The sequence below is a fragment of the Ignatzschineria indica genome (assembly GCF_003121925.1).
Taxonomy (GTDB): domain Bacteria; phylum Pseudomonadota; class Gammaproteobacteria; order Cardiobacteriales; family Wohlfahrtiimonadaceae; genus Ignatzschineria; species Ignatzschineria indica.
The window spans coordinates 449,989-466,519 of the sequence record NZ_QEWR01000002.1; the positions used below are offsets into that span (position 1 = coordinate 449,989).

The following is a 16,531-nucleotide window of genomic DNA, read 5'->3' on the forward strand; positions in this document are numbered from 1 at the left end:
ACTTCGTTTCTTGATAACCTAAAATTGATGAAAAGAGGCTTTTCATGCGCAATTTGCAAGATTCACCTCTAAAAAGCTGAGAATTCATACCCTTTAAGAAAGTTAAAAAGATTGATATAGCTCACCTATTTAGAAGAGATAAAATTATCTTCATAATATTTATACAATAACTTGACACAAAAATCGCTATTTTTTGCTTCTTTTTTACACAAAAAAACCTCTTCCGAAGAAGAGGCTCTTTAACCGAGATCTCTCTCATATTGATTTCAATATTGATCGATCAATATCAATTATTGGCGATTAAACTGCTTATGCCCAATATCGGAGCGATAGAAAGTATGGGGAACTTCTAATGCTTTCATATTGCGATATGCTTTCTCATAAGCGCTTTTAAAATCATCTGCAATAGCAACATTGAGAAGGATACGGCCGCCATCACTCAACAACACTCCATTCTCTTCCCTAACGCCGGCATAGAAAATCAATTCATCTTCACCATTAAGGTTCAATTTTTTCAATGGATGGCCCGTATTGGGATGATCGGGATAACCTTCAGAAGCAAGCACAACGCCGATCGCATATTGTGGACGCCACTTAATTTCCGGCAAAGGCTTCTCCGTTAAAAGATTATAGATAATCTCAATCAGATCACTCTCTAAAAGTGGGAGAATAATTTGCGCTTCGGGATCGCCAAAGCGAGCATTAAATTCAATTACCTTAAAACCTTCTGCTGTGCGGAAGAGCCCACCATAGAGAAATCCTGTATATGGCATTCCCTCACTGCTCAAGCCATCGACAATCGGTTGCATAATTTTAGCAACAGCTTCCGAAACTTCAGGGCTATCTGCTCCGAAAGTAGGTGCATAAGCGCCCATCCCCCCGGTATTAGGTCCTTCATCATTATCGTATGCACGTTTATGATCTTGCGCCATCACCATCGGAATCACCGTTCCATTATGGACAAAGCACATTAAAGAGAACTCTTCTCCAACCAGCATCTCTTCAATTAAGATACAGCTGCCCGCCTCACCAAACTTATTGCCTTCGAGCATATCGTCGATAGTTGCTAATGCCTCTTCCATCGTTTCAGGAATCACAACCCCTTTTCCGGCAGCTAAACCATCTGCTTTAATCACAATAGGAAGTCCAATCTCTCCCACATATGCTTTCGCCATTTCGCTATCGGTAAAGCTCTCTGAATGGGCGGTAGGCGCACCATATTTCACCATCATCTTTTTGGAGAAATCTTTACTGCCCTCAATCTGAGCCGCGGCTTTATCAGGCCCCCAGACCAATAATCCTCGACGCTTAAACTCATCAGCAACGCCGGCAACAAGACTTGCTTCAGGGCCAATAATCGTCAGATCGATCCCCTCTTTTTCTGCAAAATCCGCAAGTGCAATAGGATCAGTTTCCGAAAGCGCAACTAATGTTGCATCCTCTGTCATTCCCGCATTGCCGGGTGCAACAAAAACCTCAGAGACTAATGGGCTCTTCTTACTCTTCCACGCAAGCGCATGCTCACGGCCACCTTTACCTACAATTAATACTTTCATCTATAAAGTTATCCTAAATGAATGTTAAATGAATCGATTTCAACGATGATCAAGGATCGCAAGATTATTATCGGCTTGTGATCCATCCTCTCCCAATAATTCCCGAAAGTATAGCATAGATGCCCTTAGGTTAAAGGTAGAAACAGATTGAAAAATCCCATTAGAATATTAAGAAAAAGCTGTATAATCGCGCTATTCAGTATATAATTGAGAATAATTTATTTTATTAAAACCTGTTCGATTGATTGTTTCGATTCAATTCATTATAAAAAGAGAGAGTACGATTATGCGTTTACTAATTGCCATCTTCATCCCATTTTTAGTCTTCTTCACTATCGGACGTCCATTGGCGGGTATTGTATGTCTTATTCTTCAGTTCACTCTGATTGGCTGGATTCCAGCAGCACTTTGGGCTGTCTATGCGCTATCACAATATGATACAAATAAGAAGATCGAAGCTTTTCGCGATGGCCGCCCCTACTAAGTGGATCTAGAGTCCTTTTAAATCGGTTTTTAAAAATTTAAAACCTAAACACTTAAAACCTAAAAGTTAAAAAACTGAAAAGCTGAAAAGTTTAAACTTTTAAGGAGTAGTCCCCTACTCACTAAGAGCTACTATTGAGATCACTCGATAGTAGCTTTTTTCTATTCGCTACTTTCTATTTTCCATTTTAACGTTATCCCCTTTTGCTTAATTATTTGACATCGAGATGAGAGTTGGGGTAGTACTATTAGGCAATCGTGAATTAATAATTAGAAATATAGGTAAGAAATATAGACTGGAAATATAGATTCAAAAATATAGAAGCGAATATTATAGAGGTAAATATTAACTTAAAAATTAACTCACGAAGACAATTCATAAAAATTAAAATATAGCTAAAAGCTATAGCCAGAGAATAATAATAACTAACAATAAACAACAATAATTATAAATATAATAATAAGAAGAAGAGAAAGATTACAGAGTAGATCGCGATGACCATAACCACTAGGAGGAATAAATATGGATCAGATGATAGATCTACAAAAAGAACCCTTAACAAGGGAGGACTATAACACCATCGAATCGATGGAGAGCTTTCACCAATTTGTCAGGAAGAAGAACCGTTTTCTCTTTACGATTACGGGGATCTTTCTATTTATCTACATTTTACTGCCGATTTTGGCTTTTCAACCGATATTACAAACACCTGTGATTGGCGCAATTACCGGCGTTTGGATCTATTCGGCGCTCCTTTTTTTGATGACGATTATTCTCTGCACGCTCTATATCCGAAAGGCGACTCATTTCGATAAGCTCTCTGCACGTTTAATCGCCGAGTATCAAGCAACAAGAGGAGGACATTAAGATGAATATGGTATCTGTCTCCTTCTTTTTAGCCATTGTGGGCTTAACTTTAGTTGTTACCTATTTTGCGGCTAAGCGAACCTCTTCAGCCAGCGATTTCTATACCGCCGGTGGTGGCCTTAAAGGCTGGCAAAATGGTTTTGCTATCGCCGGGGATTATCTCTCTGCTGCTGCTTTTTTAGGTGTTTCTGGCGCTATTGCTCTAACGGGATTTGATGGATTTTTCTTCTCGATCGGCTATGTTGTCGCTAACTTGGTACTGCTCTACTTGATTGCTGAACCGATGCGAAACTTAGGAAAATATACCCTTGCCGATATGCTCACTGCTCGCTTTAATGAGAAGCGGGTTCGGGGTGTTGCCGCTTCAGGAACCATTGTGATTGTGATCCTCTATATGATTGCGCAACTTGTAGGTGCCGGCGCACTCATCAAACTGCTCTTTGGAATTGAGTATTGGATTGCGGTGATGATTGTTGGGGTGATGATGACGAGCTATGTTCTCTTTGGAGGCATGACGGCAACCTCTTGGGTACAGATTATTAAAGCTTTCCTTCTGCTCTTTGGAACTGGACTCTTAGCAGCAATGGTCTTTATTAAGTTTGATTACTCCATTACCAATATGTTCGATACGATTGCTAAAGAGCATGGAGAGAAGTTTTTAGTTCCCGGCATTAAATACTCAAGCCCACTCGACTCTGTCTCAATGATGATGGCATTGGTCTTAGGTACTTCAGGGCTTCCCCATATCTTAATGCGCTTCTTTACCGTTCGAGATGCAAAGACGGCAAGAGCATCGATATCCTGGACAACCTGGATTACAACGATCTTCTTCTCACTCACCATCTTCTTAGGGTTTGGCGCACTACAATTTGTGGGGATTGAGAATATTATGGCAGAAAATAAAGCGGGTAATACCGCAGCTCCTCTGCTCGCTCACTATTTAGGGGGAGATGTCTTAATGTCCTTTATTAGTGCCGTTGCTTTTGCCACGATTTTAGCAGTTGTCTCTGGTTTAGTATTAACAGGAGCATCGGCGATCTCTCACGATATCTATGGTGAGATTATTAAGGGTGGTAAATTGACCGTTAGACAACAAGTTGCCGCCGCGCGTGCAGGATCGATCGGTATTGCAGTACTCTCTATCTTTCTCGCACTCTTTGCCCAAAATCTTAATGTCTCCTTCCTCGTCTCATTTGCATTCTGCATTGGGGCCTCAGGAAACTTGCCGGTTGTTCTCTACACTATCTACTGGCGTAAATTTAACTCTACAGGGGCTGTCGCAGCGATTTCAACAGGCGTAATCTCCTGCCTCATTCTCGGAATGATGGGGCCTAACATCTGGTCTGAAACACCGGGAGCGGCGATCTTTGTCGGTTCACCTCTAGTCGATCTTGCTGTACCGGCCATTATCACCATTCCATTAGGCTTTATCGCCGGCTATGTAGGAACGCTGATCGGTGCTAAAAAGTGCAATCAAGCAGAGGCGACAGCGATCTATAATGAGATTCGTGTAAAAGCGAATACCGGAATTGCCGTCAATTAGTAAATTTGATCTGCATTGAAGTAGACTGATAGGTCAGACTTGTTGATTAGACTTGTTGATTAGAGTTATAGATTAGACCGATGGTTTAAACATTGTAGATACATATATAGATATATAGATGTATAGATGTATGGATGTACGGATATATCAATACTATCGATATTAATTAAATAGGGCTTAAGTGAATCTCTCACAAAATGAGGTTCAACTTAAGCCCTCTATCTCCAGGCGTTTATCAGAAAACTTTATAGAGTAATGATTCTTTAAGGAATTATCTCTGCACCACTCTCTTCCGCTTCGATAATAGGAATACGGCGAACTAGATGATCTAATGAGGTGTAGCCTGATGCTAAACGGCGAATATCCCCGCCATCGATCCAGAGGAATGTGGGAAAGAGGGTCGCATCATGTTCAGCACACCAATTAAATTCTCTTAAGGTCTCCTCTTTTATCTCATCGGAGAGAAAAAGGGTCGTAAATTGCTCAAAATCGATTTTAAACTGCTCACAGATCGAACGATAAAAATCGACTTCTTTGGGATCTTCCCCTCTGAGATAAAACTTCTTCTGCAATTCATGGAGAAATTGCACTAAACTTCGCCCATTATCTGCCGGCAATAATGTTTTAGCGACAACAATCGCCCGGCAGCTCGGCGTTGTATCATAATCAAAATATTCAAGATCTAAAATCTTAAAGTTAAAAGATTGCTCCGTCACTCTAGTGATTCTACTCCAAACCTCTCGTAGATATTGTCGTTGCGCAGCGCTCCAACTTTCAGGACCGCCAGAGCGAAGTCCGCCCACCATCATCTCAAAGCCTATCCCCTTCTTATCACAATAAGCTTGGAGTCCCGTCACGATCTCTGAGATTCCATAACACCATGAACACATCGGATCATTCACATAGATGATATGCCGGCCTCTCTCTGCAAGCGCTCTAGGAACGCCCTCTTGCTTCTGATGCGGCGTTGCTTCACACATCCCATCTTTACAATTTAACATTCTCTCTCCTAATCTACTCTGATGAATCATATCCTCATAAGATCAACAATTTTATAACCCTACAAATCGACAAAACCTATTGCGTCTCATCGAGCGTATAAAACGATTCTATGAAATTATATATTAATGATACCTCTATCGAGTATAGCACCCTTTCTCATCCCCCTGAAAATGGCAAGATTGAAACATTCTATTGAACAGTTACTATCCAGATAAATTGTTTTGTGTTATGTTCAAAGTATTGAACTTTTTTCGAGTGATCTCCTATAGTTAGAAACTTCAAGTGTCCATGATTTCAATAGATGATTTAACGGAAATATGGGAAGAATGGGAGGAATGGGAGGAATGGGAGGGATGAGAAGTTCTATCAAAATCTTAAAAGTATCAAGATAAAAGTATCAAGATAAGGTAGTTAAAAATAATATTTAACAAATACGATTAATGATCAATGATTGGTTACTAGTGACTCATTAGTAATTAGTAATTAGTAATTAACAATCAAAAATTAACGATTAACAATCAGAGAAAATGAGGATATTGAAATAATGAATAGAAGAAAAGTGTTACAAATGCTCTCTTTAGTATTACCGCTCTCGATCGGTACATTCGCCGTTGCTGAGAAGCCCAAACATGTGGCAATTACAGCAATTGTAGAACATCCGGCGCTTGATCAGGCTCGCCAAGGAATTATTGATGAGCTTAAAGATGCGGGCTATGAAGAGGGAAAAAATCTTAAAATCCAATTCCAAAGCGCACAAGGTAATAGTGCAACGGCGGCGCAAATTGCTAAAAAATATGCCGGCGATCATCCCGATGTGGCTGTCGGAATTGGAACCCCTAGTGCGCAAGCGCTTCTTGCTTCAACGAGAACGGTTCCAATTGTTTATACCGCAGTGACTGACCCTGTCGCCGCAAATCTTGTTCGTAGTTGGGAAGCTACGGGTGGCAATGTCACAGGCGTCTCCGACCATCTTCCATTAGAACCACAAGTAGAGCTTATTAAAACCATTATTCCAGAAGTTAAAAGTATCGGTTTTGTCTATAGCCCCGGCGAGGTTAACTCCACAATCGTCTTAGAGCAGCTCCAAGAGATCTTAACGCCGCAAAATATTCGTGTTGTGCCGGCACCTGCCCAAAGAACAACCGATATCTCTACCGCGGTGAAGAGCTTACAAGATCGTGTTGATGTGATCTATACCAGTACCGATAACAATGTTGTCTCAGCGTATGAATCGATGTATCAAGCAGCTGTTCAGACAAAGATTCCGCTTATCGCTTCAGATACTTCATCGGCTGAGCGTGGTGCTGTTGCCGCTTTAGGTGGGGATTATTATGGCATGGGTCGCCAAACCGGCAAGATGGTTGTTCGTATCTTAAATGGTGAAAAGCCCGGCGATATCCCTTCAGAAAAGCCACAAAATACTGAGCTCTATGTCAACTTAAAAGCAGCAGCACAGCAAGGTGTAACCCTTCCTCCTGAAGTGATCGATGCTGCCGTTAAGGTGATTGAGTAACTTAAATAGCGCTTTAAGAGAGATGCGAATATCTCATCAGCTCTCTCTTATGAGCGCTCTCTTTCTTATATCGATCTTTTTAATATGGAGTTTTAATGTCGATTATCTCGCTTTTCGGCGCCTTAGAGGTGGGCTTAATCTACGGATTAGTCGCTTTAGGCGTTCTGATCTCATTTAGAATACTCAACTTTCCTGATCTAACCGCAGATGGAAGCTTTCCTTTAGGAGGCGCTGTCTGTGCCGTCTCTATTATTGCCGGCGTTAATCCTTGGCTTGCAACGCTCTTTGGAACCCTTGCCGGCGCTGCTGCAGGTTTTGTGACTGCTTGGCTACATGTCTCCTTAAAGATTATGCAGCTTCTGGCAAGTATCTTAGTGATGATTGCGCTCTACTCTGTCAACTTAAGAATTATGGGCGCACCGAATCTACCCTTAATTTGGGAACCTACCGTTATCACCCCATTTATCAATGAGGATTATAGTAATCAATTTTGGGTAAAGCCGCTGATTATTCTTCTCTTTATTGTTGCCGGCAAACTCCTACTCGATCTCTTCTTTAGAAGCCGTACAGGACTTGCAACAAGAGCAACCGGTGCAAATATCAAGATGTCGCAAGCACAGGGAATCAACACCAATTTAACCACCTATCTCGGCATGATGATCTCTAACGCGCTCATTGCTTTAGGAGGCTCTCTCTATGTACAGACACAAGGGGGCGCTGATATCTCTATTGGTGTGGGAACAATCGTTATCGGTTTAGCAGCTGTGATTATTGGCGAAACCTTTATCACTTCAAAAAAGATGTTTTGGATCACCACAGCGGTTATTTTAGGTGCTCTACTCTATCGTCTCTTTATCGCACTGGCGCTTCATAGCGAACCATTACAAAAAATTGGAGTTGGCGCACAAGATCTAAACTTTATAACCTCCACATTAGTGGTTATTGCACTAGTCCTACCCCAAATAAAGGGCAAATTTAAGAAATTGAGAGGGAGAAGATAGTTATGATGCGTTTAGAAAATGTTCAAGTGATCTTTAATGAACATACACCGTTAGAGAATATTGCCCTTAAGAAGGTCAATCTCACCATTCGTGAGGGGGAGTTTGTCACCGTTATCGGTACAAATGGTGCCGGGAAATCGACCCTCTTAAATGTTATTAGTGGTAACGCGACAACAACTGCCGGCAAAGTCTTTATCAATGATGAAGATGTCACTAAAAAGACGGTATCAGAGCGGGCGCGGTTAGTTGCCCGCGTCTTCCAAGATCCGATGACCGGCACCTGTGAAAGCCTGACAATCGAAGAGAATTTAGCGCTCGCCTATGATCGCGGCGCACCCTCTTTTCGGCTCTCCCCGGCAATTAATCAAGAACGAAGAGAGATTTTCCGGCAACATCTCTCTACCCTAAAACTCGGCCTTGAGAATCGTCTTGAAGATAGTATGGGGCTTCTTTCTGGGGGGCAACGACAAGCGATTAGCCTTCTTATGGCTTCTCTACAACCATCGAAGATCTTACTACTTGATGAGCATACCGCCGCCCTCGACCCTAAAACCGCAGCGTTTGTCTTAAAGCTCACGGAAGAGATTGTTAGTAAAAATCGCCTCACGACATTGATGGTAACGCACTCAATGCAGCAGGCCCTCTCCCTTGGCAATCGCACCGTGATGTTACATCAAGGTGAGATTGTTCTCGATGTTTCAGGAGAGATGCGCAAAGAGCTCACCATCTCTGATCTATTGATGCTCTTTGAACAGACAAGAGGCGATAAAGTAGAAGATGACTCGCTCTTATTGGGCTAACAAGATCAGAGCAATACGATCTTTATCTTTACCATGATCATTCATCCATGCAACAAGATACAAAATTAATGTAAAAATGATGCAAACAAAAGGCTCTGATAAAGAGCCTTTTTTAACTTTTCTAACTTCTCTAATAGGTAAAAATACCTACCGCTATATCTAGCGGTATATTTATAATTACACCATCAATCTATTTTCTAATCTGCGCCTTATCTAAGAGCATCTCTGCAACGTTATGAGCATGATCACCGATACGTTCAAGATTAGAGAGAAGATCGGTATAAGTTAAGCCCGATTTAGGCGTACAATCACCATGGTTAAGGCGATGGATATGTTGCTTACGAAGATAACGCTCCATCTCATCGATCTGATCTTCTAATTCATAAACGTGACGTGCTTTGCTTAGATCCCCCTTCTCTAACGCTTCTATCGAGAGCGCTACTGAGTTGATTGTCAATTCAAACATCTCATAGACCTCATTCCTTGCATCATCACTTAAAACGATATTGCGCTCATTCATATAGTTGATCTGCTCTATAATATTTTCAGAGTGATCGCCGATACGCTCAATATCACAGACTAAATTGAGAAGCGCTTGTAGCTCATTTGAATCACGAGGAGAGATTGAGTGCGGGAATATCTTTACTAAATATTTAGTGATCTCCTCATCGAGCTGATTAATATTCTTCTCCAACATATTGGCAAAGACCGCTTCATCGGGATTATTATTCTTAAGATAGGTATAAGCAGTACGAAGACCATCTAAGCTGAGATTTCCCATATGAATCACCTCTTTTTTGGCCTGTCCTATTGCGATAGAGGGCGATTTTTCAATAAGTGTTTCATCAAGATAGAGTGCAATCTTCTCTTTCTGCTTCTCCCGCTCCGGCAATAACTTCGTGACAAGATAAGCCCAAGCACCAATAAAGGGGAGCTGAATCAAGGTATTGACAATGTTGAACGTTCCATGGGCAAATGCAATCTGCATCTTCGCCTCAAGATGAAGAGCGCCTGTTACCCAGACAATAAAGTGGGTAAAGAGCCCTAAAAAGAGCAGAAAGATAATAGCACCGGAGACATTGAAGAGAACATGAATTGCAGCTGCTCGTTTTGCCACAATATTAGCACCAATCGCCGCAAGAACAGCAGTAATCGTTGTTCCAATATTATCCCCAAATAGAACCGGTAATGCCGCCTCTAACGAGATTAAATTCTCTGCATATAAGCCTTGCAAGATCCCTATCGTCGCACTTGATGATTGTACAATTAAGGTGAATACCGTTCCCACAAAGACACTTAAGATCGGGCTATGGCTCATCTCTAAGATCAGATCGGTAAAGAGTGGAAGATGACGAAGTGGAGAAAGGCCGCTACTCATTAGATCTAGCCCGATAAAAAGACCACCAAAGCCGAAGAAGATCTGTCCTAAGTTTTGGATCTTTGCCGACTTAAAGAAGAAGAGCATAACCGCACCGGTCAGAAGAATGGGATAGGCATATTCTCCGATATCGATCCCGATAATAAAGGCGGTCACCGTTGTCCCAATATTAGCCCCCATAATCACGCCGATCGCTTGACGTAATGTCATCAAGCCGGCACTCACTAATCCAACAGTAATCACCGTTGTCCCGGAGCTTGACTGAATCAAAACAGTCACAAAGATACCCGCTAAGATCCCCATAAAAGGGTTTGTCGTAAAGCGGTCTAGAATGGAGCGTAGTCGATTGCCAGCTGACTTTTGTAGCCCATCCCCCATATACTTAATAGAAAAAAGAAATAGACCCAAACCACCTAAAAACTGGAAGATAACCTGCTGCCAATCCATGCACTACCTCGAATGAGTACAATATAAATATTGAGTATCAATAGAATAAAGGCTCTTATTTTAATCTATTCTGCATAAAAGTTTTTGACTAAATCTCATTTGAACAGATAATCAACACAGAAAGTGGCACAAAGATCAAAATTGGGGTGATTATATTAATCCCAATACATAAATGCCGGAGAACTTGCGTCCTCCGGCACTTTGACTTCCTCCAAACAGAACCGTTCATCTCTGATCGCTCTTAAAGCACCACACAATAAAATTACGACTTCAAGTGGACGATTCTGTTTTTTGGCTTTTTTCTCCATCTAAGGAGATTAACTCTCAATCTTACGATTGATTAGTGTTTAAAATGGCGTGTTCCTGTAAAGACCATGGCAATACCATAACGATTTGCGACATCGATCGAATCTTGATCTTTAATTGAACCACCCGGTTGAATAACCGCTTTAATGCCGGCTTTCGCTGCATTTTCTAAAGTATCTGGCATTGGGAAGAAAGCATCAGATGCTAAAACATTACCCTCTGCTTCTGCTCCTGCTTGATCGAGTGCGATTTGAGCTGCACCCACACGGTTCATCTGCCCTGCACCGACACCTAAAGTCTGCCCCTCTTTCGCAACAACAATGGCATTCGATTTCACATGTTTAACCACTTTCCAGGCAAAGAGTAGCGCATCCATCTCTTCTTGAGTCGGTTTGCGCTCTGTCACTACCGTGAAGGCTTCGGGATCGATCTCTGCTCGATCGAGTGTCTGCACTAGAAGACCACCATTGACAGCTGTGGTTGTTAAGGTCTCTTTCATCTGCTCTTCTTGCGGATTATTCTCTAAAAGACGGATATTTTTCTTCGCCATTAAGATCGCTTTCGCCTCTTCGGTAAAGCTTGGCGCGATAATGATCTCAAGGAAGATCTCACTCATCTTTTCGGCTGTTTTCGCATCCACTTCCCGATTGGTCGCAATGATTCCACCAAAGATAGACGTTGGATCTGCTTCATACGCTTTTGTCCAAGCTTCAAACAGATCTTTTCCTAAACCAACACCACAAGGGTTCATATGTTTCACTGCTACAACTACCGGCTCTTTAAATTCCAACATAATATTGACTGCCGCATTGGCATCTTGAATATTGTTGTAAGAGAGCTCTTTACCATGAATCTGCGTTGCATGGGCAAGCGAGTTATTTTGGGGTAATGGCGTTCTGTAGAAGGCTGCTTCTTGATGAGGATTTTCACCATAACGAAGACCTTGCTGCTTTTCATAAGTTAAAGTAAGCTTCTCAGGGAATTGATCCCCAATTTCATTGGCAAAATATTGTGCAATCAATGCATCATAAGCGGCTGTTGTTTGATAGACTTTAAGCGCTAATTTTTGACGCGTTGCAAAAGTGGTATCACCATTTGCTTTTAGCTCTTCCAAAACCACTGCATAATCTGCCGGATCGGTAATAACAGTTACTGATTCATGGTTTTTCGCTGCACTACGGAGCATTGAAGGACCGCCAATATCGATATTCTCAATCGCATCATTATATTGAACGCCAGGTTTACTGATTGTCTCTTTAAAAGGATAGAGATTCACCACAACCATATCGATATAATCAATACCATTATCGGTCATCGCTTTGGTATGATTCTCATTACCGCGAACGGAGAGTAAACCACCATGAACCATAGGATGCAACGTTTTAACGCGACCATCCATAATCTCTGGAAAGCCGGTGATATCAGAGATATCTTTCACTGCAATGCCGGCATCGCTAATCGCTTTCTTAGTTCCCCCTGTGGAGATAAGCTCAAAACCTAAATTTACGAGTTCAGCTGCAAATTCGGTAATTCCTGTTTTATCACTGACACTTAAAAGTGCGCGTCGTTTAGTCATGATTAGATCTATCCTTTCTAAAATAACAACGATGAAATGATCGCAATACTTCTGAATACTACGGCGATTCTCTACCTAAGTTATTCGCTCAATAAGTAGGCTTCAGAAGTAGCGCGGAAAATTGTGATCAATATCTATTACTCTATTACTCTCAGTTTGAGTCGAAGTCGAAGACTACTCTAAGCATCTATAAAATAGATATCGATATGAAATTGTAGTGCGAACGACTCTAGCTAGCTGACGCTGCAAAGAGCTTTGCTAATGTTTTAGGATAGAGTTGATGTTCAACATGGTGAACCATCTCCATCACCTCTTCCTTATTCTCTCGTCCTGTGAGATTGATCGACTCTTGAGCGATCAATTCGCCTGTATCCATACCGGCATCGACATAATGGATCGATACACCCACCACTCTCTCGCCGGCTGCTAGCGCTTGTCCTACGGCATCTTTCCCCTTATAAGCGGGAAGTAGCGATGGATGGATATTGATAATCCGATTAGGATAGGCATTTAGAAGCGTCTCCCCTAACAGTCTCATATATCCAGCAAGAACTATCCATTCAACCTGATGTTCATGCAAAGCTTCAACAATCATCGCTTCATACTCTGCTTTAGAAGCATACTCTTTTCCTGAAAAGAGGAGTGTTGGAATCCCCTTTGCTTTCGCTTTCTCTAAAACTTTTGCAGAGCGACGATCACAAACGAGTAGCTCTACCGATGCGGCGAGCTCTCCTCGTTCAATAGCAGCAACTAATGCATCAAAATTTGATCCTGTTCCTGAGGCAAAAATAGCGATCTTTTTCATCTATACAATCTCTACTTCACCAGACTCAGTAATTTCACCAATTAAAGTGGCCGTAGGCAGTAATGACAGCGTCTGCTCCACATCACTTGGATCAACCACAATCATATAGCCAATCCCCATATTGAAGACAGTAAACATCTCTTTATCGGAGATCCCTGCTGCTTTCTGTAAAAAGGGGAAGATCGCCGGCGGATTCCATGCTTTTTGCTCAAATCGAGCTCCTAACTGACCAGAGAGCATCCGCGGAACATTTTCATAGAAACCGCCCCCTGTAATGTGCGCCATTGCATTGACTTTAACCTCTTTTAAGAGATTGAGAATCGGTTTTACATAGATCTCTGTGGGTGTTAAAAGCACCTCACCTAATGGTTTATCAAAGCCTTCATAAGTGGTATGAAAATCGAGCCCTTTCTCCTTAATAATATGGCGAACTAAGGAGAATCCATTACTATGCACGCCACTTGAAGGTAAGCCGATAATCTTATCGCCTACTTTCACATTTGCTTTTGTAATGCGCTCATCTTTTTCAACAACGCCGACAGCAAAGCCAGCAATATCATATTCACCATCTTGATAGAAGCCCGGCATCTCTGCTGTTTCACCACCTAAGAGCGCAGCGCCTGAAAGTTTAGAGCCTTCAGCAACGCCTTTTACAATCGCTTCAATCTGTGCGGGATTATTCTTCCCACAGGCGATGTAATCTAAGAAGAAGAGCGGCTCTGCCCCTTGCGTTAAGATATCATTTACACACATAGCAACCGCATCGATTCCGATGGTGTCATGGATATCCATCTCAAAAGCGAGTTTTAACTTTGTGCCAACACCATCGGTGCCGGAGACTAATACAGGTTTTTGATAGTTAAGCTCTGAAAGATCGAATGAGCCACCAAAATCACCAAAAATATCCATCGCACCAATGCGCATGGTACTGGCAACATGCTTTTTAATTCGTTCAACTGACTCGTAGCCAGCCTCAAGATTAACACCTGCTTCTCTATATGCATCGCTCATGCTTATTCCTTTCTACTCTTCTTATACCAGAATCTGATGATGGTGGATCTACACCCATTAAGGCGCTTAACTGAGTGTAGATCCTACTTATAATTAACTACGTATGGGTATAACTGCGTTATACGTTGATCTCTCTTAATTGATCTCTCTACTGCTCTCTCTTTAAGATATCAGTGGGGTACTCACCTGTAAAACAGGCCATACAGACACCACAATTAGGGCCTAAACTCTCTGAACGCTGAAGTGCGCGGACCGTTCCCTCTCGACTTAAAAATGCTAAGGAATCTGCTTTGATATGGCGACGCATCTCTTCCGTATCGAGTTGATGCGCTAAAAGATCTTCTCTTCTTGAGGTATCTACCCCATAAAAACAGGGATACATAATCGGCGGTGAGGAGACGCGCATATGGATCTCTTTGGCTCCTGCTTCCCGTAACATCTGTACAATACGGCGACTTGTTGTTCCTCGAACAATCGAGTCATCGATCACAATCACACGTTTTCCTTTAACAACAGAAGGAATTGGCGCTAACTTCATTCTGACACCCTGCTCACGCAATGCTTGTGTTGGGCGAATAAAGGTTCTACCAACGTAACGATTTTTGATCAACCCCATCTCATTAGGAAGTCCGGCCGCCTCTGCATAACCATTAGCTGCCGAGATTGAAGAATCGGGAACACCAATCACCATATCGGCATCAACATGAGTCTCTTTACAGAGTTCAATACCACTCTGCTTACGAAAGCTATGGACATTTCGCTCTTCAAGATCACTATCGGGACGTGCAAAATAGACATACTCCATTAAGCAGATTGCATGCATGCGCTCTTCAGTAAAGAAGGTTGACATCACTCTGCCATCTTCAATATAGACGATCTCACCAGGTAACACATCACGGATATAAGTTGCGCCTACAATTCCTAAAGCACAGGTCTCAGAGGCAAAGACATAACCGCCATCTGACAATTTACCGATACAGAGTGGGCGAATTCCCTTACTATCACGAACGGCGTAGACACCACTATCATGAAGGATAAAGTAGTTGAAAGCCCCTTCAAGCTCTAAGAGAGAAGCTTTTAATCGCTCTAAAAATGAGCCCTCTTTACGGCGAATAAGATGGACTAAGATCTCCGCATCACCTGAAGCGTGAAAGACACTTCCTTGACGCTCTAGCTCACGACGAAGCTCTGCTGTATTGGTGATATTGCCGTTATAAGCGATGGCAAACTTCTCATCACTCATCTTCATCAAAAGCGGTTGGACATTATCGTAGCCCTTCTCCCCATTTGATGGATAGCGGATATGACCGATACTATATGCCCCCGGCAGATCGACTAACATTGCAGGATTGGTAAAGACATCCGTTAAGAGTCCCTCACCTTTAATGGTATTGATCTCTCCATCATCATTCATTACAGAGATACCGGAACCTTCTTGACCACGGTGCTGCAAACTATGCAGCCCGTAGTACGTTAAGGAAGCAGCATTTGGATTACCAATAACTGCAAACACTTATTTCTCCTTGCGTGCTAAAAGACGCTTATGAATTTCACGGTAGGCATCGATCACATTACCGAGATCTTGACGGAAGCGATCCTTATCGAGCTTGCTATGGGTTTCAACATCCCAAAGGCGACAGGTATCTGGGCTAATCTCATCAGCGAGAACAATCTCCCCTTTAGGATTACGACCAAACTCCACCTTAAAATCTACAAGTTCAATGCCGATCTCTGCAAAGAGTTTGATAAGGAGTTGATTGATCTTGCGTGCCTCTTCAGAGATTGTCTCAATCTCCTCACGCGTTGCTAAGCCGAGTGCTAATGCGTGATCAGTATTGATCAATGGATCATTAAACTCATCTTTTTTATAGCAGAATTCAAGGATCGGCGGGTTCAGCTTTGTTCCCTCTTTAATCCCTAAACGACTTGTGAGTGATCCTGTTGCGATATTACGCATAATCACCTCAAGAAGGACAATATCGATCTTCTCACAGAGAACATCACGATCATTAACCTGCTTGATCAGATGGGTCTTAATACCATTTTCAATTAGATATTCAAAGATCATCGTCGAAATCGCAGCATTTAAGACCCCTTTATCTTCAAATTGAGCCTTCTTAGCACCATTACCTGCAGTTGCATCATCCTTATAATGGATCAGAACCTCTTCTGGATTCTCTGTACTGTAGATCTGTTTCGCTTTACCTTCATAGAGTAACTGTGACATATTTAATACCTTCTG

At 42.1% G+C, this 16,531-nt stretch carries 14 protein-coding genes; 6 read left to right on the top strand and 8 right to left on the bottom strand.

Annotated features, from left to right (window positions below):
- Positions 1-290: 290 nt before the first annotated feature.
- Entirely contained in the window at positions 291-1,556 is a 1,266-nt protein-coding gene (gene purD, locus DC082_RS02070; protein ID WP_109235545.1) for a phosphoribosylamine--glycine ligase, read from the bottom strand.
- A 286-nt stretch (positions 1,557-1,842) separates the two neighbouring features.
- Between purD and DC082_RS02075 the strand changes: the two genes are divergently transcribed.
- The 3 genes from DC082_RS02075 to DC082_RS02085 all read left to right on the top strand — a co-directional run bounded on the left by DC082_RS02075 (position 1,843) and on the right by DC082_RS02085 (position 4,450).
- Positions 1,843-2,040, top strand: a complete 198-nt coding sequence (locus DC082_RS02075) for a YqaE/Pmp3 family membrane protein (RefSeq protein WP_094567314.1) — start codon at positions 1,843-1,845, stop codon at positions 2,038-2,040.
- A gap of 522 nt (positions 2,041-2,562) precedes the next feature.
- Positions 2,563-2,907 (top strand): DUF485 domain-containing protein, encoded by a 345-nt coding sequence (locus tag DC082_RS02080; RefSeq protein ID WP_275665699.1) that lies wholly within the window; start codon positions 2,563-2,565, stop codon positions 2,905-2,907.
- 1 nt (position 2,908) lies between these two features.
- A complete protein-coding gene (locus DC082_RS02085; RefSeq protein ID WP_109235546.1) occupies positions 2,909-4,450 on the top strand; it encodes a solute symporter family protein in 1,542 nt (513 codons plus the stop codon).
- A gap of 263 nt (positions 4,451-4,713) precedes the next feature.
- Here the strand turns inward: DC082_RS02085 and DC082_RS02090 are convergent, their stop codons facing one another.
- Complete coding sequence (locus tag DC082_RS02090; RefSeq protein ID WP_109235547.1) at positions 4,714-5,451, bottom strand: DsbA family protein; 738 nt, start codon at positions 5,449-5,451, stop codon at positions 4,714-4,716.
- Between the two features lie 545 nt (positions 5,452-5,996).
- Here DC082_RS02090 and DC082_RS02095 point away from each other — a divergent pair.
- From DC082_RS02095 to DC082_RS02105, 3 genes are all read left to right on the top strand, one after another.
- A complete protein-coding gene (locus DC082_RS02095; RefSeq protein WP_109235548.1) occupies positions 5,997-6,965 on the top strand; it encodes an ABC transporter substrate-binding protein in 969 nt (322 codons plus the stop codon).
- Positions 6,966-7,060: 95 nt separating this feature from the next.
- Positions 7,061-7,966, top strand: a complete 906-nt coding sequence (locus DC082_RS02100) for an ABC transporter permease (RefSeq protein WP_109235549.1) — start codon at positions 7,061-7,063, stop codon at positions 7,964-7,966.
- A 2-nt stretch (positions 7,967-7,968) separates the two neighbouring features.
- Complete coding sequence (locus DC082_RS02105) at positions 7,969-8,766, top strand: ABC transporter ATP-binding protein (RefSeq protein ID WP_109235550.1); 798 nt, start codon at positions 7,969-7,971, stop codon at positions 8,764-8,766.
- 190 nt (positions 8,767-8,956) lie between these two features.
- Here DC082_RS02105 and DC082_RS02110 read toward each other — a convergent pair whose 3' ends face one another.
- The 6 genes from DC082_RS02110 to purC all read right to left on the bottom strand — a co-directional run bounded on the left by DC082_RS02110 (position 8,957) and on the right by purC (position 16,516).
- Positions 8,957-10,591 (bottom strand): Na/Pi cotransporter family protein, encoded by a 1,635-nt coding sequence (locus DC082_RS02110; RefSeq protein WP_094567308.1) that lies wholly within the window; start codon positions 10,589-10,591, stop codon positions 8,957-8,959.
- A 340-nt stretch (positions 10,592-10,931) separates the two neighbouring features.
- On the bottom strand, positions 10,932-12,473 hold the full coding sequence (purH, locus tag DC082_RS02115) for a bifunctional phosphoribosylaminoimidazolecarboxamide formyltransferase/IMP cyclohydrolase (protein ID WP_109235551.1): 1,542 nt from the start codon (positions 12,471-12,473) through the stop codon (positions 10,932-10,934).
- 229 nt (positions 12,474-12,702) lie between these two features.
- Entirely contained in the window at positions 12,703-13,278 is a 576-nt protein-coding gene (gene purN, locus DC082_RS02120; protein WP_094567306.1) for a phosphoribosylglycinamide formyltransferase, read from the bottom strand.
- Positions 13,279-14,289, bottom strand: a complete 1,011-nt coding sequence (gene purM, locus DC082_RS02125) for a phosphoribosylformylglycinamidine cyclo-ligase (protein WP_094567305.1) — start codon at positions 14,287-14,289, stop codon at positions 13,279-13,281.
- A 148-nt stretch (positions 14,290-14,437) separates the two neighbouring features.
- Entirely contained in the window at positions 14,438-15,802 is a 1,365-nt protein-coding gene (gene purF / locus DC082_RS02130) for an amidophosphoribosyltransferase (protein WP_109235552.1), read from the bottom strand.
- Positions 15,803-16,516 carry a phosphoribosylaminoimidazolesuccinocarboxamide synthase gene (purC, locus tag DC082_RS10910; protein WP_094567303.1) on the bottom strand — a complete coding sequence of 238 codons (714 nt, stop codon included), beginning with the start codon at positions 16,514-16,516 and terminating at the stop codon, positions 15,803-15,805.
- Positions 16,517-16,531 lie beyond the last annotated feature (15 nt).

Coding starts and splice junctions, on each gene's coding strand:
- purD (WP_109235545.1), bottom strand. CDS start 1,556: ATGAAAGTATTAATTGTAGGTAAAGGTGGCCGTGAGCATGCGCTTGCG.
- DC082_RS02075 (WP_094567314.1), top strand. CDS start 1,843: ATGCGTTTACTAATTGCCATCTTCATCCCATTTTTAGTCTTCTTCACT.
- DC082_RS02080 (WP_275665699.1), top strand. CDS start 2,563: ATGGATCAGATGATAGATCTACAAAAAGAACCCTTAACAAGGGAGGAC.
- DC082_RS02085 (WP_109235546.1), top strand. CDS start 2,909: ATGAATATGGTATCTGTCTCCTTCTTTTTAGCCATTGTGGGCTTAACT.
- DC082_RS02090 (WP_109235547.1), bottom strand. CDS start 5,451: ATGTTAAATTGTAAAGATGGGATGTGTGAAGCAACGCCGCATCAGAAG.
- DC082_RS02095 (WP_109235548.1), top strand. CDS start 5,997: ATGAATAGAAGAAAAGTGTTACAAATGCTCTCTTTAGTATTACCGCTC.
- DC082_RS02100 (WP_109235549.1), top strand. CDS start 7,061: ATGTCGATTATCTCGCTTTTCGGCGCCTTAGAGGTGGGCTTAATCTAC.
- DC082_RS02105 (WP_109235550.1), top strand. CDS start 7,969: ATGATGCGTTTAGAAAATGTTCAAGTGATCTTTAATGAACATACACCG.
- DC082_RS02110 (WP_094567308.1), bottom strand. CDS start 10,591: ATGGATTGGCAGCAGGTTATCTTCCAGTTTTTAGGTGGTTTGGGTCTA.
- purH (WP_109235551.1), bottom strand. CDS start 12,473: ATGACTAAACGACGCGCACTTTTAAGTGTCAGTGATAAAACAGGAATT.
- purN (WP_094567306.1), bottom strand. CDS start 13,278: ATGAAAAAGATCGCTATTTTTGCCTCAGGAACAGGATCAAATTTTGAT.
- purM (WP_094567305.1), bottom strand. CDS start 14,289: ATGAGCGATGCATATAGAGAAGCAGGTGTTAATCTTGAGGCTGGCTAC.
- purC (WP_094567303.1), bottom strand. CDS start 16,516: ATGTCACAGTTACTCTATGAAGGTAAAGCGAAACAGATCTACAGTACA.